The 21,666-nt window shown below is 71.1% G+C and carries 17 protein-coding genes and 1 riboswitch; of the genes, 3 read left to right on the forward strand and 14 right to left on the reverse strand.

Annotation, left to right across the window (positions count from 1 at the left end; genetic code table 11):
- Positions 1–15: 15 nt before the first annotated feature.
- From G3I41_RS13205 to G3I41_RS13230, 6 genes are all read right to left on the reverse strand, one after another.
- Entirely contained in the window at positions 16–2,451 is a 2,436-nt protein-coding gene (locus G3I41_RS13205; protein ID WP_164400402.1) for a glycoside hydrolase family 2 TIM barrel-domain containing protein, read from the reverse strand.
- Positions 2,448–3,359 (reverse strand): ATP-binding cassette domain-containing protein, encoded by a 912-nt coding sequence (locus G3I41_RS13210; RefSeq protein WP_239081608.1) that lies wholly within the window; start codon positions 3,357–3,359, stop codon positions 2,448–2,450. The genes G3I41_RS13205 and G3I41_RS13210 overlap by 4 nt, the downstream gene beginning before the upstream one ends.
- On the reverse strand, positions 3,344–4,285 hold the full coding sequence (locus G3I41_RS13215) for an ABC transporter ATP-binding protein (protein WP_164400403.1): 942 nt from the start codon (positions 4,283–4,285) through the stop codon (positions 3,344–3,346). Before G3I41_RS13215 ends, G3I41_RS13210 begins: the two co-directional genes overlap by 16 nt.
- 36 nt (positions 4,286–4,321) lie before the next feature.
- Entirely contained in the window at positions 4,322–5,227 is a 906-nt protein-coding gene (locus G3I41_RS13220; RefSeq protein WP_164400404.1) for an ABC transporter permease, read from the reverse strand.
- Positions 5,224–6,219 carry an ABC transporter permease gene (locus G3I41_RS13225; RefSeq protein WP_164400405.1) on the reverse strand — a complete coding sequence of 332 codons (996 nt, stop codon included), beginning with the start codon at positions 6,217–6,219 and terminating at the stop codon, positions 5,224–5,226. Before G3I41_RS13225 ends, G3I41_RS13220 begins: the two co-directional genes overlap by 4 nt.
- Before the next feature lie 133 nt (positions 6,220–6,352).
- Complete coding sequence (locus tag G3I41_RS13230) at positions 6,353–8,086, reverse strand: ABC transporter substrate-binding protein (RefSeq protein ID WP_164400406.1); 1,734 nt, start codon at positions 8,084–8,086, stop codon at positions 6,353–6,355.
- A gap of 220 nt (positions 8,087–8,306) precedes the next feature.
- Here G3I41_RS13230 and G3I41_RS13235 point away from each other — a divergent pair, with 220 nt between their 5' ends.
- The 3 genes from G3I41_RS13235 (at position 8,307) to G3I41_RS13245 (ending at position 12,981) form a co-directional block, all read left to right on the forward strand.
- Entirely contained in the window at positions 8,307–9,335 is a 1,029-nt protein-coding gene (locus tag G3I41_RS13235; protein WP_164400407.1) for a LacI family DNA-binding transcriptional regulator, read from the forward strand.
- 267 nt (positions 9,336–9,602) lie between these two features.
- Positions 9,603–10,373 carry an ABC transporter ATP-binding protein gene (locus tag G3I41_RS13240; RefSeq protein ID WP_164400408.1) on the forward strand — a complete coding sequence of 257 codons (771 nt, stop codon included), beginning with the start codon at positions 9,603–9,605 and terminating at the stop codon, positions 10,371–10,373.
- A gap of 79 nt (positions 10,374–10,452) precedes the next feature.
- Entirely contained in the window at positions 10,453–12,981 is a 2,529-nt protein-coding gene (locus tag G3I41_RS13245) for an ABC transporter permease (RefSeq protein WP_164400409.1), read from the forward strand.
- 66 nt (positions 12,982–13,047) lie between these two features.
- Here G3I41_RS13245 and G3I41_RS13250 read toward each other — a convergent pair whose 3' ends face one another.
- From G3I41_RS13250 to G3I41_RS13285, 8 genes are all read right to left on the reverse strand, one after another.
- Entirely contained in the window at positions 13,048–14,352 is a 1,305-nt protein-coding gene (locus G3I41_RS13250; RefSeq protein ID WP_164400410.1) for a cyclopropane-fatty-acyl-phospholipid synthase family protein, read from the reverse strand.
- 309 nt (positions 14,353–14,661) lie between these two features.
- Complete coding sequence (locus G3I41_RS13255) at positions 14,662–16,047, reverse strand: NAD(P)/FAD-dependent oxidoreductase (protein WP_164400411.1); 1,386 nt, start codon at positions 16,045–16,047, stop codon at positions 14,662–14,664.
- Between the two features lie 414 nt (positions 16,048–16,461).
- Complete coding sequence (locus tag G3I41_RS13260) at positions 16,462–17,403, reverse strand: Ppx/GppA phosphatase family protein (protein ID WP_164400412.1); 942 nt, start codon at positions 17,401–17,403, stop codon at positions 16,462–16,464.
- A 13-nt stretch (positions 17,404–17,416) separates the two neighbouring features.
- On the reverse strand, positions 17,417–17,956 hold the full coding sequence (locus tag G3I41_RS13265; RefSeq protein WP_164400413.1) for a DUF501 domain-containing protein: 540 nt from the start codon (positions 17,954–17,956) through the stop codon (positions 17,417–17,419).
- 70 nt (positions 17,957–18,026) lie between these two features.
- A complete protein-coding gene (locus G3I41_RS13270) occupies positions 18,027–18,497 on the reverse strand; it encodes a septum formation initiator family protein (protein WP_164400414.1) in 471 nt (156 codons plus the stop codon).
- A gap of 92 nt (positions 18,498–18,589) precedes the next feature.
- Positions 18,590–19,870, reverse strand: a complete 1,281-nt coding sequence (gene eno / locus G3I41_RS13275; RefSeq protein ID WP_018104074.1) for a phosphopyruvate hydratase — start codon at positions 19,868–19,870, stop codon at positions 18,590–18,592.
- 307 nt (positions 19,871–20,177) lie between these two features.
- Positions 20,178–20,894 carry a transglycosylase family protein gene (locus G3I41_RS13280; protein ID WP_164400415.1) on the reverse strand — a complete coding sequence of 239 codons (717 nt, stop codon included), beginning with the start codon at positions 20,892–20,894 and terminating at the stop codon, positions 20,178–20,180.
- Positions 20,895–20,898: 4 nt separating this feature from the next.
- A riboswitch (cyclic di-AMP (ydaO/yuaA leader) is annotated at positions 20,899–21,067 on the reverse strand.
- 285 nt (positions 21,068–21,352) lie between these two features.
- Positions 21,353–21,666, reverse strand: a 314-nt coding sequence (locus G3I41_RS13285; protein WP_164400416.1) for a LysM domain-containing protein, incomplete at its 5' end; no start/stop codon positions are given.

Here is a 21,666-nt window from a genome sequence, read left to right on the forward strand (position 1 = left end):
ACCTCGTGGCTGATTTCAGGTCTCGATTCGGTCGTTCACGCACCGCAGCACCGGGCGGGTCGCCAGGGCGGAGGGGTCCTCCAGCACCGCACCCGTGACCCGGATCGCGGTGCTCTCTCCGGGGAGGAGCGTGACGAGCATGGTGTCGGCCTCGGCGTCCGGGTGGAGGCGGTCGGGGAAGAGGCAGAGGTCCCGGAGAAGGGTCTCCGCCGTCACCTCGACGCGGTATGCCGGGACCGGCGCGCCCTCCTCCGCCGTCACCGTCACCCCGTAGCGCGCCGGCGGCAGGGCGAGCCGCGTGTCCTCCTCGTGGAAGTGCAGGGTCCTGGTGTCGTCCAGGCGGGCGGACAGGAGTTCGCGGGCCGGGTCGGCGGGGGTCGCGAGCGCGGCGGGCAGCGGGACGCTCGTCGTGGTGCGGGGGGCCGTGGCCACCGGCAGCGCCTCCTCGGCCAGGACCGTGCCGTCCAGGGCGTGCCGGGTCAGGCGGAGGGTGCCGGTCCAGGGGGTCGCCGTGTCGTTGACCAGGTGGACGGAGCCGTCGCGGACGGCGATCAGGCGGTCCTCGTACACCGCGCGCAGCGCGTGCCAGAGCGGCTTGCGGCGGCCGTCGCCGTCGACCGCCGACCAGGAGACGACCGGCCAGCAGTCGTTGAGCTGCCAGACGATCGTGCCCATGCAGTACGGGGCGTGGGAGCGGAAGTGGCGGATGCCGAACGCGACGGCGCGGGCCTGGTTGAGCTGGGTGAGCCAGTGCCAGTCGTCGAAGTCCGTGCCGGGCTGCGGCAGGTGGTCCCCCAGCCCGCGCAGCAGCTTCGCGTCGCCGTCCTCGGCCTTCTGGTGGTGGGCCAGGAGCGGGGCGCCCGGGGCGAGCGGTCCGCTGACCGCCCGGCGGAGTGTGGCGTACGCGGGCGGGCCCTGGAAGCCGAACTCGGCGACGAAGCGCGGCACCCGGTCGGCGTACGCCCGGTAGTCGGCGCGGTTCCACACGTCCCAGATGTGGATCGTGCCCCGCTCCGGGTCCTGCGGATGGGCCTCGGGGCTGCCGGAGTACGGCGATCCCGGCCAGTACGGGCGGGTCGGGTCGGTCTCGGCGACGATCCCGGGCAGCAGCCGGTGGTAGTAGCCGTGGCCCCAGGTGCGGTCGCCGAGCTCCTTCCGCCAGCCCCAGTCGGCGTGGCCCTCCAGGTTCTCGTTGTTTCCGCACCACAGGACGAGGGAAGGGTGCGGGGCCAGACGGGTGACGTTCTCCCGTGCCTCGGCCGCCACCTCGTCCCACAGCGGCTGCTCCTCCGGGTACGCGGCGCAGGCGAACGGGAAGTCCTGCCACACGAGGAGCCCCTTCTCGTCGCACAGTTCGTAGAAGTCGTCGCTCTCGTAGAGCCCGCCGCCCCACACCCGGACCAGGTTGACGTGGGCGGCGACGGCCTGGTCGAGGCGGTCGGAGAGCTGTTGCCTTGTCAGGCGGGACGGGAAGCAGTCCTCGGGGATCCAGTTCACCCCGCGCACGAAGACGGGCTCGCCGTTCACCGAGATCCGGAACGCCTCCTGTTCGAGGGTGACGGACCGGAACCCCGTGCGGAGGCGGCGGACGTGGTCGCCGGCGCGGACCTCCACCTCGTACAGGGGCTGTTCGCCGTGGCTGTGCGGCCACCAGGGCTCCGCCCGCGGGACCGGGAGGGCGGCCGTGACGCGGTGCTCGTCGGCCGGGAGGACGAAGGCGGCCTCCGCGCCGGTCACCTCGACGGAGCCGGAGACCGGTGCGAGGCCGTCGTGATCTATCTCCAGCTCGGCGGTCAGGAACGGAACGCCTTCCGGGTCCAGGTCGGGCAGCAGTTTCACGGACGCGATGCGCGGCCCGCTCCACGTCTCCAGGGCGACCGGGCGCCAGATGCCGGAGGTGACCAGCGTCGGGCCCCAGTCCCAGCCGAAGTTGCAGGCCATCTTGCGGATGAAGGCGTACGGCTCCGTGTACGCGCCGGGGCGGTCGCCGAGGCGGTCGCGGAGTTCCTCGGCGTAGGTGTACGGCGCGGTGAACGTCACGGCGAGGGTGTTCTCACCCTCGTGCAGCAACGCGCGTACGGGAAAGCGGTAAGAGCGGTGCTGGTTCGCCGTCCGGCCGATCTCCGTGCCGTTGAGCAGGACCGTGGCGACCGTGTCGAGGCCGTCGAAGCACAGGGCGGCGTGGTCGTGGCCGTCGGGCGTCCACTCGAAGGTGGTGCGGTACGTCCAGTCGGTACGGCCGATCCAGCCGAGCCGGGTCTCGTTGTCGTCCAGGTACGGGTCCTCGATGAGCCCGGCGGCCAGCAGGTCCGTGTGGACGCAGCCGGGGACGGTGGCGGGGACGCCGTCGGGAGGGACATCGGGAACGCCTCCTGTGGGGAGCCCGGAAGGCACGGGTCCGGCCGGGTGGAGCGTCCAGCCGTCGTGCAGGGGCAGGCGGCGAAGGGTCACGCGGGGGTCCTTCCGCAGTCGGGGAGCTGGGCGCAGGCGACGAAGTGGTCCGGCTCGGTCTCGTACAGGTCGGTGGCGGCGCCGCCGCCCCCCTCGTGGAAGGCGCACGACCGCACCGGCTCCGGCGGGTCCCACGGCTGGTTGAGGCGGGGCACGGCGGCGAGCAGGGTGCGGGTGTACGGGTGGAGGGGGTTGCCGAACACCCGGCGGGTGTCGCCGCGTTCGACCACCCGGCCCCGGCGCAGCACCACGGTCCTCTCCGCCAGGTACGTGCCGAGCGCGAGGTCGTGCGTGATGTAGAGGACGCCGAGGCCGCGTTCCTTGAGCCCGGCCAGGAGGTTGAGGACGTCGATGCGGGTGGAGGCGTCGAGCATGCTGGTGATCTCGTCGGCGACCAGGAAGCTCAGGTCGAGCAGGAGGGCGCGGGCGATGAGCAGGCGCTGCAGCTGGCCGCCGCTGAGCTGGTGCGGGTAGCGGCCGAGGACCTGCGCGGGGTCCAGGCGCACATCGCGTACCGCCTTCTCGACGCGGTCGGCCCACTCCGCGTCCCGGACGCCCGGGTGGTAGGCGCGGCGGACCAGGTCGAAGACGCGGTCCGCGCGGAAGACGGGGTTGTAGCAGGAGAAGGGGTCCTGGAAGACGCCCTGGACGCGGCGGTAGAAGTCCTTGCCGGGCCGCACCCGCTGCCCGTCCAGGGTGAGGGTGCCGGAGCTGACGCCGGTGAGGCCGAGGATCATGCGGCCGATGGTGGACTTGCCGCTGCCGCTCTCGCCGATGAGGGAGACGACCTCGCCGGGCGCGGCGGTGAAGGAAACCCGGTCGACGGCGGTGACGGAGCCGCCGCCGAACGCCCCGGCCCGGTAGGTCTTGGTGACGTGGTCGAGGCTCAGCATCAGGCCTTCCAGCATGCGACGGAGTGGCGGGGGGCGATCTCGACGACCGGGGGTTCCTCGGCGCAGCGCTCGTCCGCGACGGGGCAGCGGTCGCGGAAGCGGCAGCCGGCCGGGGGGTTCAGGAGCGAGGGCGGGGCTCCGGCGATGCCCTTCAGGGGGCGGTCGGCGTGCCGGGCCCCGACTTCGGGGAGCGCGCCGAGCAGGAGCTTCGTGTACGGGTGGCGGGGCTCGGTCGTCAGGGTCTTCGTGGGCGCCTTCTCGGCGAGCTTGCCCGCGTACATGACCATGATGGAGTCCGCGATGTGCGAGGTGAGCCCGAGGTCGTGGGTCACGAAGATCATGCTGGTGACCAGGCCCTTGTCGCGCAGCCCGGTGAGCGCGCCGACGACGGCGCGCTGGGTGGAGACGTCGAGCGCGGAGGTGACCTCGTCGGCGATGAGGACGGACGGGTCGAGCAGCGTGGAGATCACCATGACGGTGCGCTGCTTCATCCCGCCGGACAGCTCGATCGGATAGCGGTCCAGGACGTCGTGGTCCAGGCCCACCAGGTCGAGCCTGCGGTGCAGTTCGGCGGTGTCCACGCTCGCGCCGCGCGACGCGAGCAGCTCGCGGATCATGCGGCCGATGCGGCGGGTCGGGTTGAGGGCGCTCATGGAGTACTGCGGGACGAGCGAGATCCGGTGGAAGCGGAACGCGTTCATCGCCCGGTCGTCGGCCACGGGCACGTCGTCGCCGTCGAGCGTGACGGTGCCGCCCGCGTGCCGCATCCGGCCGTCGAGGCGGATCAGCGACTTGCCGAGCGTGCTCTTGCCGCACCCGGACTCACCGGCGAGGCCCAGGATCTCCCCGTCGGCGAGGTCGAAGGAGACGCCGTCCAGGGCCCGTACCTCACCGCGCAGGGTGCGGTAGTGGACCCGGAGGTCGGTCACGGTCAGGGTCATGCGCTCAGACCTCCCTACGATCGGTCGCGGTCATGGTCAGGCCTCCCGCAGCTTGGGGTTGAAGACCTCGTCGAGGCCGACGTTGGCGACGTACAGCGCTCCGACGATCGCGGTGATCCCGGCGCCGGGCGGAACGAACCACCACCACATGCCGAGCTGCAGGGCGCTCCACTGCTGGGCGCTCTGCAGCATCAGCCCGAGGGAGACGCCCTCGGTGGGGCCGAGCCCGATGAAGTCGAGCGAGGAGGCGACCAGCACCGAGCCGCCGAACAGCAGGATGAACATCATGAAGAGGTACGAGCTCATGTTGGGCGCGATCTCGCGGAAGATGATCCGCCAGGTGCCGCTCCCGCTGAGCCGGGCGAGGTCCACGAACTCGCGGGTGCGCAGCGAGAAGGTCTGCGCCCGGATGGCCCGGGCCGCCCACGGCCAGGAGGTGAGTCCGATGAACAGGCCCTGCACGGGCACCGAGCGCACCCCGAGGTACGCGTTGATGATCAGCAGGACGGCGAGCGCGGGCAGCACCAGGACGACGTTGGTGAGCATGTTGAGGATCTCGTCCACAGCACCCCCTCGGTAGCCGGCCAGGAAGCCGACGAGCATGGCGATCACGGCGGCGATGGCCCCGCCGACGACGCCGACCAGGAACGTCGAGCGCAGCCCGTGCACGAACTGGGCGTAGACGTCCTGCCCGAAGGTGGTGGTACCCATCCAGTACGTGGAGTCGGGCGGGGCGGCCTGCGGGCCGACGTACTCGTTGGGGTCGGCGTTGTCGAGGAGCGGGGGGCCGATGATCCCGACGAGCAGGAGCAGCACGACGACGGTGAACCCGATGAGCAGCTTCGGGTTGCGGACGGCGTAGTGCAGCGTCTCGCGGCCGGGCCGGGCGGCGGGGGCGGAGGGCGCGGCGGGCTCGGTGGCCGGTTCGGGCACGGTGCTCATGACTGGCCTCCTGCCATGCCGGTACGGGTACGGGGGTCGACGACGACGTACACGATGTCGATGAGGAAGTTGGCGATCAGGACGCCGATGACGATGAACAGGAACGCGCCCTGCAGCAGGAAGAAGTCCTGGTTCTGGATGGCGGCGAGGATGAGCGAACCGAGTCCGGGGTAGGCGAAGACGATCTCCGTGACGAGCGCTCCGGCGACCAGGACGCCCAGTTGGAGGGCGAGCCCGGTGATCTGGGGCAGGACGGCGTTGCGGAAGGCGTAGCGGCGGATGAGGCGCTGGGGTGCGCCGAGGGCCGAAAGGTAGTTCGAGTAGTCCGACTCCAGCTCGTAGATGATCATGTTGCGCATGCCGATGGCCCAGCCGCCGAGCGCGACGAGGAACAGCGACAGGAACGGCAGCACCCAGTGCTGGAACAGGTCCGCCGCGAAGTCGAAGGACCAGCTGGGCTGCATGTCGAGGCTGTAGCCGCCTGAGAGCGGGAACCAGCCCGCCTTGGAGCCGAGCGCCCAGGCGAGGATGACGGCGATCCACATGTAGGGCATGGCGGTGAGCAGGTAGCCGGCCGGGAGCACGGTGTTGTCGAGCACCTTGCGGCGGGCGGCGAGCGCTCCGGCCCAGTTCCCGACGAACCAGCTGAGCAGGACGGCCGGGATCATCAGCCCGAGGGTGTACGGGAGCGCGTCGAGCAGGACGTCGGCGACGGGCTTGGGGAATACCCAGATGGACAGGCCGAAGTCGCCTTGGAGGAGGGCGCTCCAGAAGTGCAGGTACTGCTGCCAGACGGGCTCGTCGAAACCGAAGAGGTTGTTGTAGTAGGCGCGCATGGCCTCGACGGCCTCGGGCTGCGAGACCCGGGCCCGGGCCACCATCGCGGCGACCGGGTCGCCCGGCATGAAGCGCGGGATCATCCAGTTGACGGTGACGGCGACGACGAAGGTCAGCGCGTAGATGAGTAGTTTGCGGGCGAAGTAGCGGCGCAAGAGGGCTCCCCGGGGAGAGCCCCGCCGTGCGGGCTGCGGTCAGGTCGGCGCGCACGGCGGGGCGGTCGTGGAATGGGAGCGGCCGGGCGGGGGGAAGGGGCCCCGGGGACCGGCCGCTCTCAGAACTGCCGTGTCACTTGGCGGGCTTCAGCTGGGTGAGCGCTTCAAAGCCGCCCATCTCCAGCCAGTTGCGCCACATCGCGGGGGCGTACTTGGGCGCTCCGGGCTTGTCCGAGGGCCAGTTGGTCCAGGTGCCGGTGGTGGACTGGGCCCACAGGCCGTTGTACCAGAGGGGGATGACGGGCATCTCCTTCAGCTGGATGTCCTGGATCTCCGAGATGACCTTCTTCATGCCCTCGGTGTCGTCGGTCTTGACCGCGCCGAGCCGCTGGACGAGCTTCCAGGCGTCCTCGTTCTCGTAGCGGCCGAAGTTGACGGTGTTCTGCTGCTTCTGGACGGGCAGCTGGAACATGTACTCGTAGTACGTCCACGGGGTGCTGGAGAGCTGGCGCTCGTTGTTGACGACGAGGTCGAACGCGCCCTTTCCGCGCTGCTCGTTGAGGGCATTCGCGTCGGGGAACTCCGTGGTGATCTTGATTCCGGCGGCCTTGGCGGACGAGGCGATGACCTTGGCGGCCTCCATCCAGTCGGTCCAGCCGGTGGGCACGGCCAGCTTCAGGCTGATCTTCGAGCCGTCCTTGTTCTCCACCAGGCCGTCGCCGTCGGTGTCCCGGTAGCCGGCGTCCGCGAGGATCTGCTTGGCCTTCGCGGTGTCGAAGGTGAAGCCCTCGCTCGCCACGAGGCCCTTGTCGATGTACGTGTCCCACTGCGGGAGCAGCCCGGTCGGGTCGGCGGCCTTGACCAGGCCCCCGTACACGCCCTTGACGATCTTCCCGGTGTCCACGGAGGCGGCGAGCGCCCTGCGGAAGGCGGCGTCGTCCATCGGCTTCTTCGTGGTGTTGGGCACCAGCCAGGCGGTGTTGGCGGAGAGCATGTAGGGCGGCTCGTCGTAGTACGAGACGACCTTCTTGCTCTTGACCAGGGAGGCGGCGCCGGGCAGGAAGTTGTTGCTCAGGTCCAGCTGGTTCTGGCCGAGCTGGCCGATGACCACCTCGTTGCTGGGGTTGGACACGTCCACGATGTAGCGGGGCGCGGGCTTCATGGACAGTGCCTTCACGCCCCACCAGTCGTCGCGCCGCTGCCAGACGACCCGGTCCTGGCTGTGGCTCTTCAGCGTGTACGCGCCGGTGCCGACGGGCTTGTCGTTGACGCCGTCCAGGACCTCCTTCTCGGAGCGCTCGCCCCAGATGTGCTCGGGAACGACGGGCTGCCCGTAGAGCGTGAAGTCCCACTCCTGGTAGCGGGCGTCCTTGAAGGTGAAGCGGACCGTGGTGGCGTCCACCGCTTCCGCGTCGGAGAGCCAGCTCCACAGGCTGTGGAAGGCGGACGCCTCGATCTTCCCGATCCCGTAGGAGTAGGCGACGTCCTTCGCGGTGAGGGGCTTGCCGTCGGACCACTTGATGCCGGGGCGCAGCTTCACCTCGTAGGTCTTGTCCCCGGTCCAGCTGCCCGACTCCGCCAGCCAGGGCGTGAGCTTGCCGGCGTTGGGGTCGAAGTGGAACAGGGTCTCGTAGACCAGGCCCTTGGTGCCGGTGGCGTGGTCCCAGTTGTGCAGCGGGTTGTAGTTGGCGGGCGGTCCCCACTGGGTGCCCGTGGTGTAGAGCGTCTCGTTACGGGGAAGGGCGCCGCCTCCCCCGCCGCCGGAGCCGCCCGAGCCGCCCGACGAGCCGCCCCCCGTGCACGCGGTGGCGGCGAGTGCGATCACGGCGAGCGTGGCCGCGACCCGCCCGCGGAATCCCGTGCCCATCGTCCCTCCTTCTCCCCGCCGTCCCTGCCGAGCGGAGTTACTGAACCGGGTAAGTGCCGTGAAGTTAAGGCCACCCCATGTCCCTGTCAAGGGTGCGGGAGCGCTCCCATTTCGTGTAGGGCGCAGGCGAGTTGGGCGATCGCGTCCGGCGAAGGGACCGTCCGCGTCCACCGCTGCGGCTAGGATGCGCACGCAGGACGAACCGGTTAAGCGAGGTCGCATGCCCAAGCACCGCCCCACGATCGCCGACATCGCGGCCCGCGCCGGGGTGTCCAAGGTCGCCGTGTCCTACGCGCTGAACGACCGGCCGGGCGTCTCCCCCGCGACCCGCTCCGCCATCAAGGCCATCGCGCAGGAGATCGGCTGGCGCCCCAACAGCGCGGCCCGCGCCCTCACCCGGGCCAGGGCCGACGCGGTGGGCCTCGCGCTGTGCCGGCCCGCCCAGCTGCTCGGCGTCGAGCCGTTCTTCATGGAGCTGATCAGCGGCATCGAGTCCGAGCTGTCGCCGCGCGGCTGCGCCCTGCTCCTCCAGGTCGTCACGGACCCGGCCCAGGAGCTGGAGGTCTACCGCCGCTGGTGGGGCGAGGGCAGGGTGGACGGCGTCTTCCTCACCGACCTGCGCGGCGCCGACCCCCGCGTCGAGGGCGTCGCCGGACTCGGCCTGCCCGCCGTGGCGATCGGCCACCCCTCGGCGGCCGGGCCGCTGCCCGCCGTCTGGTCCGACGACGCGGCGGCGGTCCGCGACACCTTCGCGTATCTCGCCGCCCTCGGCCACCGCTCGGTCGCCCGGGTCGCCGGGATGCCTGAGCTGAACCACACCGCCCTGCGCGACCGGGCCCAGCACGAGGTCTGCGCCGACCTGGGGCTCGGCGAGCCGGTCGTCGTGCACACGGGCTACTCCGGCGACGACGGGGCGCACGCCACCCGCCGCCTGATCAGCTCGCCCGGGCGGCCCACCGCGATCGTGTACGACAACGACATCATGGCCGTCGCCGGGCTCTCGGTCGCCCAGGAGATGGGGCTCGACGTGCCGGGTGACCTCTCGCTCGTCGCCTGGGACGACTCCCAGCTCTCCCGGGTCGTCCGGCCCCCGCTGACGGCGCTGAGCCGCGACATCCCGGCGTACGGGGCCCTCGCGGCCCGGACCCTGCTGTCCCTGGTCACGGACGGTGGCGCGGAGGGGGCCGAGGACGAGGCGGCCCGCCTGGTACCGCGGGGTTCGACGAGGGCGCCGAGGAAGACCCCCTAGGGCCTGTCTGACCATTCCCGTCGTCGCCCGGAGGGCGGGAATGGTCAGCCAGGCCCTAGACCGCGGGGAGGCGGATGTCATACCCGAGGAGGACGCCGGCGGGCGGATCATGCGACTCAAGAGGGCCCCGGGAACGGGCACCGGGAGTGACGACCGGTGTCCGTCCGGCGGGGACGATGGAGCGGTACCCCTGACCCGGGGCCGACGCCGGCACGGCGGGCCACCGGGCGGGCCCCGTCCCGTACGCACCCCATCCTGGAGTCTGCTGTGACCACCATGTCCACCGCTCACCGCGCCACCGCGGTGGCCGCCCGCGCCACGGAACTGTCCAAGGTCTACGGCGAGGGCGAGACCCGGGTGACCGCTCTCGACCGGGTCACCGTGGACTTCCCGCAGGGCGAGTTCACCGCGATCATGGGCCCCTCGGGCTCCGGCAAGTCCACGCTGATGCACTGCGTCGCCGGGCTCGACAGCTTCAGCAGCGGTTCGGTGCGCATCGGCGAGACGGAGCTGGGCGCGCTCAAGGACAAGCAGCTCACACAGCTGCGCCGGGACAAGATCGGCTTCATCTTCCAGGCGTTCAACCTGCTGCCGACGCTCACCGCCCTGGAGAACATCACGCTCCCGATGGACATCGCGGGCCGCAAGCCGAACCAGGAGTGGCTATACCGGGTCATCGACATGGTGGGCCTCTCCGACCGGCTGAAGCACCGCCCCACCGAGCTCTCCGGCGGCCAGCAGCAGCGCGTGGCGGTGGCCCGCGCCCTCGCCTCGCAGCCCGAGATCATCTTCGGTGACGAGCCGACCGGCAACCTCGACTCCCGCTCCGGCGCCGAGGTGCTGGGCTTCCTCCGCAACTCCGTGCGCGAACTGGGCCAGACCGTGGTGATGGTGACCCATGACCCGGTCGCCGCCTCCTACGCGGACCGGGTCATCTTCCTGGCGGACGGGGCGATCGTCGACCAGATGATCCGCCCCACCGCCGACGGGGTGCTGGACCGGATGAAGGCGTTCGACGCCAAGGGCCGCACCAGCTGAGCCGGCCCGTACCGGCGCTTCACCCCCCTTCCTCCGGCTCCTCCTCACCCGGGCCGGCAGACACCCAGGACTGACAGACATGTTCCGTACCGCCCTGCGCAACGTGCTCGCGCACAAGGCCAGGCTGCTGATGACGATCCTCGCCGTGATGCTCGGCGTCGCCTTCGTCTCCGGCACCCTGGTCTTCACCGACACCCTCGGCAACGCCTTCCGCAACCAGTCGGCCAAGAGCTACGACGACATCGCCGTCGCCGTGACCACCTACGCCGACCAGCGCGACAAGGAGACCGCCGCCGTCGGCGAGGCCGCCCTGAAGAAGATCCGGGCCCTGGACGGCGTCGCGTCCGCCACCGGCCGGGTCGACGGCTTCGCCGGGGTCGCCGACCCCGACGGCAAGCTCATCGGCAACGGCTGGTCCAACACCGGCTCCAACTTCGCCCCCGGCGAGGACGGCAAGGACCCCGCGTACGCCTTCACCGACGGCACGGGCCCCACCGAGCCCGGCAGCATCGCCCTGGACCGCGACACCGCGGAGAAGGGCGAGTACCAGGTCGGCGACAAGGTCCGCGTCGCCACCAACGGGCCGGTGAAGGAGTACACCCTCTCCGGGGTCTTCACCACCGAGGACGGCGCGGTCAACGCCGGCGGCAGCCTGGTCCTCTTCGACACCCCGGTCGCGCAGAAGCTGTTCCTGCGCCCCGGTGAGTTCAAGGACGTCTCCGTCGCCGCGGAGCCCGGCGCCTCCGACCAGGAGCTGCTGGCGGCCGTGAAGCCGCTGCTGCCGGAGGACGCCGAGGCCAAGACGGGCAAGGCGCGCGCGGACGAGCAGGCCGAGGACATCGAGGCGGGGCTCGGCGACCTCAACAAGCTGCTGCTCGCCTTCGCCGGGGTCGCCCTCTTCGTCGGCGTCTTCCTGATCGCCAACACGTTCACCATGCTGGTCGCCCAGCGCACCAAGGAGCTGGCCCTGATGCGCGCCGTCGGCGCGTCCCGCCGCCAGGTCAAGCGCTCGGTGCTCCTGGAGGCGGCCGTGGTCGGCCTCATCGCCTCCGTCGTCGGCTTCGCGGTGGGCCTCGGCCTCGCGACCGGGCTGCGCTCCGCGATGAGCCTGCTCGGCGGCAAGATCCCGGCCGGGCCGCTGGTGATCGCCCCGGTCACGGTGATCGCCGCGTTCGCCGTGGGCGTCCTGATCACCGTGCTGGCCGCCTGGCTGCCGGCCCGCCGGGCCGCGAAGATCCCGCCGGTCGCCGCGATGAACAGCGCGCACGCGGTGGCCACGGTCAAGTCCCTCGTCGTGCGCAACACCATCGGCGGCATCATCACGCTGCTGGGCACGGCGGCCATCGTCGGCGGCGCGGCCCAGGCCGGGTCGGACGGCCAGCTGCTCATCGCGGGCGGCACGTTCCTCGCCCTGATCGGCGTCATCGTCCTCATCCCGCTGCTGTCCCGCCCGGTGATCGCCCTGGTGCGCCCGCTGCTGCGGCGGCTGTTCGGCGTCTCCGGCAAGCTGGCCGCGCAGAACGCCGTCCGCAACCCCCGGCGCACCGGCGCCACCGCGTCCGCGCTGGCGATCGGGCTCACCCTCGTCACCGGGATCTCGGTGCTCGGCGTCACCCTCGGCCAGGCGGTCGACAAGGTGACCACGGACAACGTCAAGGCCGACTACATGGTCTCGATGGCCAGCGGCGACGCGCTCGACGAGGCGGCGCTGACCGCCCTGGAGAAGGCCGACGGCGTCACCGCCGCCTCGCCCCAGCAGGCCGTCTGGCTGACGATCGGCGGGCAGGGCGTCTCGGCCTCCGGCGTCACCCCGGGCGACGTTCAGCAGGTGCTCACCGTCGACACCGTCGCGGGCTCCCTGGACACCCTGGAGTCGGGCGGGATCGCGGTCGCCGAGAAGACCGCGAAGTCGCACGGCTGGAAGCCCGGGGACACCGTCTCCGTCACGTACCAGGACAAGAAGAAGGGCACGCTGAAGGTCGGCGCGCTCTACAAGGACAACGAGTTCCTCTCACCGGTCCTGATCCCCCGCGCCACCGTCGCCCCGCACGAGGACAAGGGCGACATCCGCGAGGTCTGGGTGAAGACGGACGGCGGCGCGAGCGCGGCCCACGAGCAGGCGCTGGTGGACGCGCTGGGCGACAACCCGGGCATGAGCATCATGGACCGTCAGGACATCCGGGACATGTTCGGCGGCGGCGTCAACCTCGCGATGAACATCATGTACGGCCTGCTCGGCATGGCACTGGTCATCGCGGTGCTCGGGGTCGTCAACACCCTGGCCATGTCGGTGTTCGAGCGCCAGCAGGAGATCGGCATGCTGCGGGCGATCGGCCTGGACCGGCGCCGGGTCAAGCGGATGATCCGGCTCGAAGCGGTGGTGATCTCCCTGTTCGGCGCGTTCGTCGGCATCGGGCTCGGGCTGTTCCTCGGCTGGGCGATCGGACAGACCGTGGCCGCGAGCATCCCGCAGTACGTGCTGGTCATCCCCTGGGGCCGGATCGGGATCTTCCTGCTCCTGGCCGGTCTGGTCGGCGTGCTCGCCGCCCTGTGGCCCGCCCGCAGCGCCGCCAGGCTCAACATGCTGACGGCCATCAAGACGGAGTAGCAGGAGCGGTACGAGGGGAAGGGGCCGGTGTCCGCGGACACCGGCCCCTTCCGCGCTCCACGGCGCTCAGGCGGTCGCGTCGGCCTTCCAGGCGCGGGCACGCAGCGGCATCCGCGAGGCACCGTCCTGTTCCGGGCGCACCGCGAGGATCTGGTTGACCCCGATCCTGTTGCGCTCGAAGGAGAGCGCGGACGCGGCCATGTAGAGCCGCCAGACCCGGGCCCGTCCGGGCGAGACCATCTTCACGGCGCTCCGCCAGCCCCGCTCCAGGTTGGCGACCCACTGGCGCAGCGTCAGCGCGTAGTGCTCGCGCAGCGCCTCGACGTCCCGGGCCTCGAAGCCGGCTTCCTCCAGGATGGCGAGGGTCTTCCCGACCGGGGCCAGTTCCCCGTCCGGGAAGACGTACGCGTCGATGAACGCATCGATCTCGTACGCCGACTCGTCCCTCTCCGGGCGGCGCCCGATCTGGTGGTTGAGGAGGCGCCCGCCGGGCTTGAGGAGGGCGAAGAGGTCGTCGGCGTACTCCCGGTAGCGGACGGAGCCGACGTGCTCCGCCATGCCGATGGACGAGATGGCGTCGTAGGGCCCGTCGCGGACGTCCCGGTAGTCCTGGACCCGGATCTCCACCCGGTCGGTCAGGCCCTCGTCGGCGATGCGCTTGCGGGCGTAGGCGGCCTGTTCGGCGGAGAGGGTGACGCCGGTGACGCGGGCGCCGTACTCGCGGGCGGCGTGGATGGCCATGGAGCCCCAGCCGCAGCCGACGTCCAGCAGGCGGTCGCCCTCCTTGAGGGCCAGTTTGCGGCAGACCAGGTCGAGCTTGTCGCGCTGGGCGCTCTCCAGGGTCCCGGCGTCCTCCCAGTAGGCGCAGGAGTAGACCATGGACGGTCCCAGAACCAGTTCGTAGAAGTCGTTGCCCACGTCGTAGTGGTGGCTGATGGCCTCCTTGTCACGGCGTCTGGTGTGCAGGGTGCCGCTGCGCGCCCGTACCTCCTCGGGCGGCGGGGCGGGCGGCAGCCAGGGCCCGGACAGCTTCAGCAGGTCCGCGGCGGCGGCGCGCACCTTCGGGTCGCGCAGCGCCCGGAGGCCGCCCGGCGCTTCGGCCTCGCGCTCCCAGATGAGCCCGGCCATCAGGTCCAGGGCCTCGTAGAGGTCGCCCTCGATGTCGAGTTCGCCGGCCACCCAGGCACGGGCCAGGCCCAGTTCTCCCGGCTTCCACAGCAGCCGGCGCAGGGCCCGGCGGTTCCTGATGACGAGGACGGGGGCGCCGGGCGGTCCGGATTCGCTGCCGTCCCAGGCCCGGACGCGGACCGGTAGGGGTTGGCCCAGCAACTGCTGGGCGAGAGCGGTCAGCCGCAATGCGGCGTCTGCCATGGCGCACACCTCCGTGACGGTGTTTCCCGACGTGACCGGACATGCCCACACATGTCCCGGACCACGCCCCGGCACCCGGGGCGCCTCGGCGTGGTACATCCCCCACAACAGTCTGCGACGGCCCGGCCATCCCGCTACCGGGCAAGGGAACGGCAAAATGCGTGCACGACCCACCCATCCGCCGGGGGCGCGGCCCGCGCCGCGACGCCGTCCGCTCGCATCCGGATACGCCGAAGGGGCCGCCCGCACCACGGATGGCGGACGGCCCCTTCGGGCGTCGTACGGATCGCTCCGACCGGAGCGGCGGGGCTAGGAAGCCTTGGCCTTCTCGCCCACGGGCTTGGCGGCGGCCGGCGCGGGGGCCGGCTTGGCGGCCTCGTAGAACTCCTCGCGCGGCGTCTCCATGGCACCGAGGGAGACGACCTCGCGCTTGAGGAACATCGCGAGGGTCCAGTCGGCGAAGATCCGGATCTTGCGGTTCCAGGTGGGCATCGCCAGACCGTGGTAGCCACGGTGCATGTACCAGGCGAGGCGGCCCTTGAGCTTGATCTTCATCTTGCCCATGACGATCATCGCCACGCCCTTGTGCAGGCCCAGACCGGCGACCGCGCCCTTATTGGCGTGGCTGTAGTCGGCCTGCGGGAAGCCGCGCATCCCGGAGATGACGTTGTCGCCGAGGACCTTGGCCTGACGCAGCGCGTGCTGGGCGTTCGGCGGGCACCATGCGTTGGGGTTGCCCGCCTTGCGGCCGACCATGTCCGGGACCTGGGCGTTGTCGCCCGCGGCCCAGATGTAGTCGGTGCCCTGCACCTGGAGCTTCTCGGAGGTGTCCACGTGGCCGCGGGGGCCGAGCGGCAGGCCGAAGCGGGCCAGCGCCGGGTTCGGCTTCACGCCGGCGGTCCACACGATGGTGTTGGAGTCGACCTCCAGGCCGTTCTTCAGCACCACGTGGCCGTCGACGCAGGAGTCCATGGAGGTCGAGAGGAAGACCTCGACACCACGGGACTCCAGGTGCTCGCGGCCCCAGGTCCCGAGCTTCGGACCGACCTCGGGAAGGATCTTGTCGGCGGCGTCGACCAGGATGAAGCGCATGTCCTCGCGCTTCACGTTGGTGTAGTACTTCGCCGCGTCGCGGGCCATGTCCTCGACCTCGCCGATGGTCTCCGCACCGGCGAACCCGCCGCCCACGAAGACGAAGGTGAGGGCCCGGCGGCGGACGTCCTCGTCGGTCGTGGAGTCGGCCTTGTCCAGCTGCTCCAGGACGTGGTTGCGCAGGCCGATGGCCTCCTCGATGCCCTTCATGCCGATGCCCTGCTCGGCGAGGCCGGGGATCGGGAAGGTCCGGGAGACCGCGCCGAGCGCGATGACCAGGTAGTCGAAGGGCAGCTCGTAGGCCTCGCCGACGAGCGGCGCGACCGTGGCGACCTTGCGGTCCTGGTCGATGGTGGTGACACGCCCGGTGAGCACCTCGGCCTTGGGCAGGACGCGCCGCAGCGGGACGACGACATGCCGAGGGGAGATGCTGCCGGCGGCAGCTTCGGGGAGGAAGGGCTGATAGGTCATGTACGACCGGGGGTCGACGACCGTGACGGTCGCCTCGCCGTAGCGCATCTTCTTGAGGATGCGCCGAGCTGCGTACAGACCTACGTACCCACCGCCTACTACGAGGATCCTGGGACGCTCCGTGGTGCTCATGCCATCGAGTATCCACCCCTCTCGGGGGGCATGCTCGTGAGCCCCTTCACAAGGTTGTGGCCACCCTCTGCTATAGTTCGCCGCCCACGTGACCCAGGTCATGAGCCGCATCGGGAACCCCGTGACGGGGGTGAACGTTGTTCACCGCCTGCGAGCTGGCCCTTGGCCCTCGGCCCGGGGTGCAGGGCCTGTCCGGTCCACCCGGGCGCCACCCTCCCGGAACCCTTCGTTCCGACCCCTGAGTGACCCCGCTCACCTCTGGCGCGACCCATTCGGAGCAGAAGACCGGCCCGAGGTGGGCGATTCCTTGTGAAGAAGTTCACGAAGTTGGCGGCGAGGCGGCCCGGACCCCGCCCCACCAGGCGTGTCCCGCCCACTCAACAGTGCGGGCGGGCCGACGTATGAGCGCCTGACTCACGCCAGCGAAAAGGCGATTCCGTCCAGGATGTCGTGTTCGCTCACCACGACCTCGCGCGCCCCGGTCCGCTCCATCACGGCCTGGAGGATCAGCGCACCGGACGGGATGACGTCGACCCGGCCCGGGTGCATCGCGCCGAACGCCGCGCGCTCGGCGTGGGTCGAGGCCAGCAGCCGCGCGGTGATCTCCCGGACCTGCTCCAGGGAGACGCGGGAGTGGTGGATCGCCTCGGAGTCGTACTCATCGAGCCCCAGCGCTATCGCGGCCACCGTCGTGACCGTCCCCGCGAGGCCCACCAGCGTCGCCGCCGAACCGAGCGGCACGGTCTCCTCCGCCAGGTCCAGGGCGGCGGCCACATCGGCGCGGATCGCGTCGATCCCCTCGCGCGGAGGCGGATCGGCGACGGCGCCGTCCCGGACGAGGTGGCGCTCGGTCATCCGGACGCAGCCGATGTCCACGGACCGGGCGGCCCGCACCCGGTCGCCGCCCACGACGAACTCGGTGGAGCCGCCGCCGATGTCCACCACCAGGTACGGCTTCGCGAGGTCGTCGCGCCCGGTCAGCTCCTTGGTCGCCCCGGTGAACGAGAACGCGGCCTCCTGGTCCCCGCTGATCACCTCCGGCTCGACGCCCAGGATGTCCAGCACCCCGCGCACGAAGTCGTCCCGGTTCTCCGCGTCCCGGGAGGCGGAGGTGGCGACGAAACGCACCCTCTCGGCGCCGTGCTCCTCGATCACCGCCGCGTAGTCCCGGCAGACGGCGAACGTGCGCTCCAGCGCCTCGGGGGCGAGCCGGCCGGTCCGGTCGACGCCCTGCCCCAGCCGGACGATCTCCATGCGCCGGGCGTACTCGACGAGCTCCCCGGTCACCGGGTCGGCGTCCGCGACCAGCAGGCGGATCGAGTTGGTACCGCAGTCGATGGCGGCCACGCGCGTCATGTCTGCCGTCCCCTCAGCCCTCGTCCGTACCCTGCTCGCCGCACGGCGAGACGCACGGCCCCTTGCGCCACCACTCCGGGAGCATCGCGATCGCCTCGTCGCCCAGCGGGTTGACGCCGGGACCGGCCGCCAGCGAGTGCCCGACGAGCACGTGCAGGCACTTCACCCGGTCCGGCATGCCGCCGGCGCTCGGGAAGCCCTCCAGGACCTCGATGGCGTCGCGCCGCGCGATGTAGTCCTCATGGGCCGCCCGGTAGGCCGCCGCCAGCTCGGGGTCCCGGCCCAGGCGCTCAGTCATCTCCTTCATGACCCCGTTCGCCTCCAGCGTGCCGATCGCGGAGGCGGCGCGCGGGCACGTCAGGTAGTACGTCGTCGGGAACGGCGTGCCGTCCTCCAGCCGGGGCTGCGTCTCGACCACGTCCGGGTTGCCGCACGGACAGCGGTGCGCGATGGCGCGCAGCCCGCGCGGCGGGCGGCCCAGCTGCTGCCGGAACGCGTCGATGTCCGCCTCGGTGGGGACGGTGGGCTCGGTCTGGGGAGGGGGCGTTTCCATGCCTGCCTAGGGTGCTGATCGGACTGCTCGAACCGCGGGTTCTGCAGAGGTACGGGGGTGGGGACGGCCGTCAGCCGCGGTCGGCGCTGTCCACGCCGTCCCACAGGTTGGAGTGCCAGGGCCGGTCCGTCTCGGCCGGCTTCCCGTTGCGCTCCTTGACCGCGTCGGGGTCGACCACGGTGTAGCCGGTCTCCCCGGGAAGAACGTAGTGCAGGTGCTCGCGGGCCAGCCGCTTGATGTACGCGTCGTCCTGGAGCCGGGCCTTCTGGTCCCGCAGCTCCTCGGTGCGCGCCTCGGCCTCCCGCGCCTGTCTGCGCTGGTCGGCGATCTCGTCGCGCTGCGACACGTACTGCCGCATCGGGTACGCGAGGGCGACGACCAGGGAGCAGACGACCAGGGCCAGGAAGGCGGCCCGGCCGGTGAGCCGGGAGCGGCGGGCCTGACGCCGGTTCTGGGACCGGTAGACGCGGGCGGCGGTCTGCTCACCGAGCAGCCGCAGCCGGGTCGCGGTGGAGAACCGGTCCCGGTCCTTCACGGCCATGTTCCCGCCTCCCCATTACGACGTCCGTCCCCGCACACGGTACGTGACCGGGCGCGGGGACGGACGGAGGCGGGGGATACCCGCGGGGGGCGTCAGCCCTTGAAGCGCGGGAACGCCGAGCGGCCCGCGTACACCGCGGCGTCGTCGAGGATCTCCTCGATGCGCAGCAGCTGGTTGTACTTGGCGACGCGGTCCGAGCGGGCCGGGGCGCCGGTCTTGATCTGACCGCAGTTCACGGCGACGGCGAGGTCGGCGATGGTGACGTCCTCGGTCTCGCCGGAGCGGTGCGACATCATGCACTTGAAGCCGTTGCGCTGGGCCAGCTCGACGGCGTCCAGGGTCTCGGTCAGCGAACCGATCTGGTTGACCTTGACGAGCAGGGCGTTGGCGGAGCCCTCCTCGATGCCGCGGGCCAGGCGCTCCGGGTTGGTGACGAAGAGGTCGTCGCCGACGATCTGGACCTTGGCGCCCAGCTTGTCGGTGATGACCTTCCAGCCGGCCCAGTCGTCCTCGTACAGCGGGTCCTCGATGGAGACCAGCGGGTACGCGGAGACGAGCTCCTCGTAGTACTCGGTCATCTCGGCGGCCGAGCGGGACTTGCCCTCGAACTCGTACGAGCCGTCCTTGTAGAACTCCGAGGCGGCGACGTCGAGCGCGAGCGCGATGTCCTTGCCCGGGGCGTAACCGGCCTCCTTGATGGCCTCGATGATGAGGTCGAGGGCGGCGCGGTTGGACTCCAGGTTCGGCGCGAAGCCGCCCTCGTCGCCGAGGCCGGTGGACAGGCCCTTGGTCTTCAGGACCTTCTTCAGCGTGTGGTAGACCTCGGCGCCCCAGCGCAGCGCCTCGGAGAAGGACTCGGCGCCGATGGGCGCGATCATGAACTCCTGGATGTCCACGTTGGAGTCGGCGTGCGAGCCGCCGTTCAGGATGTTCATCATCGGAACGGGCAGCAGGTGCGCGTTCGGGCCGCCGAGGTAGCGGAACAGCGGGAGGTCGCTGGCCTCGGAGGCGGCGTGGGCGACGGCGAGGGAGACGCCGAGGATGGCGTTGGCGCCGAGCGAGCCCTTGTTCTCCGTGGCGTCCAGGTCGAACATCGCCTGGTCGATCAGGCGCTGCTCGGTGGCGTCGTAACCGACGAGCTCCGGGCCGATCTGCTCGATCACGGCGAGGACGGCCTTCTCGACGCCCTTGCCCTGGTAGCGGTTGGGGTCGCCGTCGCGAAGCTCAATGGCCTCGAACGCGCCGGTGGAGGCGCCGGACGGAACAGCAGCACGACCGGTGCTGCCGTCGTCGAGGCCGACCTCGACCTCGACCGTGGGGTTGCCCCGGGAGTCGAGGATTTCCCGGGCTACGACGACGTCGATGGACGGCACGAGGCATCTCCTTCTGGGATATGACGCTGGTTGTGCAGGGTCGCTTTGGCCTTGCGACAAGAGCCTAACCGGCCCGGCCGCCCGCGTCGGCCGACCGCCCGTCCCCTGGGACGAAAAAGGACCCAAGAGCGGGCGTACCGGGGCGAAATGCCAAATATTTACTGGCCGGTAACTACAACAGTTGAACGGTCCACGCGGCACGGACCCCCTCGATGCGGCGTGCCCCGGCCCGGCACACACGGGGGGAGAGTGCGTGCCGGGCCGGGGCGGCCTGAGCGATCAGCGAGGAGGGATCGCGGTTGCTTCGTTACTTCGTCAGGTGGAGCTGCTGGCCCGGGTAGATCAGGTCGGCGTCCTGGACGATGTCCTTGTTCAGCTTGAAGAGCTGAGCCCAGCCGCCCTTGACGTGGTGGTCGGCGGCGATCTTGCTCAGCGTGTCGCCGGTGACGACCTTGTACTCGCCGTCACCCTTGGCGACCTTCTTGCCGGTGGGGGTGGTGACCGTCTTCTTCGGGGCGTCCGAGCGGTCGGAGCGGTTGGTGGCCGGGGCCTCGCTGCGCTCGGCCTTCTTCGGGGCGGCCTCCCGCTTGGGTGCGGCCTCCGGCTTCGCGGCACCGGAGCCGGTGCTGACGCCCGGGTCGACACCGTCGTTGGTCAGGTTGCCGGCGCCGGCGCAGGACCAGGCGCCCGGGCCCTGCATGTCGAGCAGCTTCTCGGCGGTGGCGATCTGCTGGGCCTTGGTGGCCAGGTCGGCGCGGGGCGCGTACTGCGTACCGCCCGCGGCGGCCCAGCTGGACTGGGAGAACTGCAGGCCGCCGTAGTAGCCGTTGCCGGTGTTGATCGACCAGTTGCCGCCGGACTCGCACTGGGCGACGGCGTCCCACGTGGCGACGGAGGCGGCGGAGGCGTTGGTGGCGCCCATCAGCGGCACGGCGACGGCGGCACCGGCGACACCGGCGAGCGTGGCGACACGGACGGCCTTGGAGGGGCGGCGGTGCTTGTTGCCCTTGCGGTTGAGCAGCATCGAGTCTTCTCCTCACCGACGCCTGCGAGGTGAGCTGTCGGGTTCGGGCCAAGTGAGTTGCCCGGCCGCGCCCCTGGCGCGACTTCACCCCTAGCCGGTCCTGTCACGTCTCCCGACGATCAGGCCCAGCGCCTACCTGGGTCCCCCGCTCCTGCCTACGGCGCTTTCGCGTCTGTTCCCTTCGACCGACGGCAGGATTCGGCGTGACGGTCGACGGGGCCCGCGGTGCGAGCGGTTCCGACCGTAATCACACCCAACGGTCATATTCAAAGAAGGACATACCGGATAATCATCCCGTAAGAGCATCCGATCAACCCCTGTTTGCGCAGGTCGGAGCGGATGTGGCGGGACCTCCCGGACAAGAGGCGTCAGTTCACGCAAAGAGACCCATGTCTCACTCGGTCAAAAGTGGGACATGGGCCTCTTAAACCACCCAAAGCACAAGGGCCTCTAACGGCTCATCCGACGCTCTCCGCGGCCTTGTCCCGGCCCGCGTCGTCCAGGGTCAGATCGAGGTTCTGGCCGGGCAGGATGAGGTCCGGGTCGGAGCCCACCTCGCCCTTGTTCGCCTCGTACAGCTCGGGCCAGCCGCCGGGCAGGTCCTGCGCGTCGGCGATCGCCCAGAGGTTGTCGCCCGGCCGCACGGTGTACGTGCCGTCAGCCGGCCCCGTGGCGCCGTCGCGTGCGTCGCCGTCACCCCGCGAGGCGTGCCGGCCCTCATCGCGCCCGTCGGCCGCCCCCGCGGCCTCGTCGGCGGCCGGGGCACCCCGGT

Origin of the sequence: Streptomyces sp. SID9727, assembly GCF_010550605.1 — a bacterium.
Taxonomy (GTDB): Bacteria; Actinomycetota; Actinomycetes; order Streptomycetales; family Streptomycetaceae; genus Streptomyces.

What these genes read in the sequence shown, in the direction of transcription:
- G3I41_RS13260 (WP_164400412.1), bottom strand. Translation starts at nt 17,403, where the DNA reads ATGACGCGCGTGGCCGCCATCGACTGCGGTACCAACTCGATCCGCCTG.
- G3I41_RS13255 (WP_164400411.1), bottom strand. Translation starts at nt 16,047, where the DNA reads ATGAGCACCACGGAGCGTCCCAGGATCCTCGTAGTAGGCGGTGGGTAC.
- G3I41_RS13215 (WP_164400403.1), bottom strand. Translation starts at nt 4,285, where the DNA reads ATGACCCTGACCGTGACCGACCTCCGGGTCCACTACCGCACCCTGCGC.
- G3I41_RS13235 (WP_164400407.1), top strand. Translation starts at nt 8,307, where the DNA reads ATGCCCAAGCACCGCCCCACGATCGCCGACATCGCGGCCCGCGCCGGG.
- G3I41_RS13280 (WP_164400415.1), bottom strand. Translation starts at nt 20,894, where the DNA reads ATGCTGCTCAACCGCAAGGGCAACAAGCACCGCCGCCCCTCCAAGGCC.
- G3I41_RS13270 (WP_164400414.1), bottom strand. Translation starts at nt 18,497, where the DNA reads ATGGCCGTGAAGGACCGGGACCGGTTCTCCACCGCGACCCGGCTGCGG.
- G3I41_RS13210 (WP_239081608.1), bottom strand. Translation starts at nt 3,359, where the DNA reads ATGCTGGAAGGCCTGATGCTGAGCCTCGACCACGTCACCAAGACCTAC.
- G3I41_RS13230 (WP_164400406.1), bottom strand. Translation starts at nt 8,086, where the DNA reads ATGGGCACGGGATTCCGCGGGCGGGTCGCGGCCACGCTCGCCGTGATC.
- G3I41_RS13250 (WP_164400410.1), bottom strand. Translation starts at nt 14,352, where the DNA reads ATGGCAGACGCCGCATTGCGGCTGACCGCTCTCGCCCAGCAGTTGCTG.
- G3I41_RS13220 (WP_164400404.1), bottom strand. Translation starts at nt 5,227, where the DNA reads ATGAGCACCGTGCCCGAACCGGCCACCGAGCCCGCCGCGCCCTCCGCC.
- G3I41_RS13265 (WP_164400413.1), bottom strand. Translation starts at nt 17,956, where the DNA reads ATGGAAACGCCCCCTCCCCAGACCGAGCCCACCGTCCCCACCGAGGCG.
- G3I41_RS13245 (WP_164400409.1), top strand. Translation starts at nt 10,453, where the DNA reads ATGTTCCGTACCGCCCTGCGCAACGTGCTCGCGCACAAGGCCAGGCTG.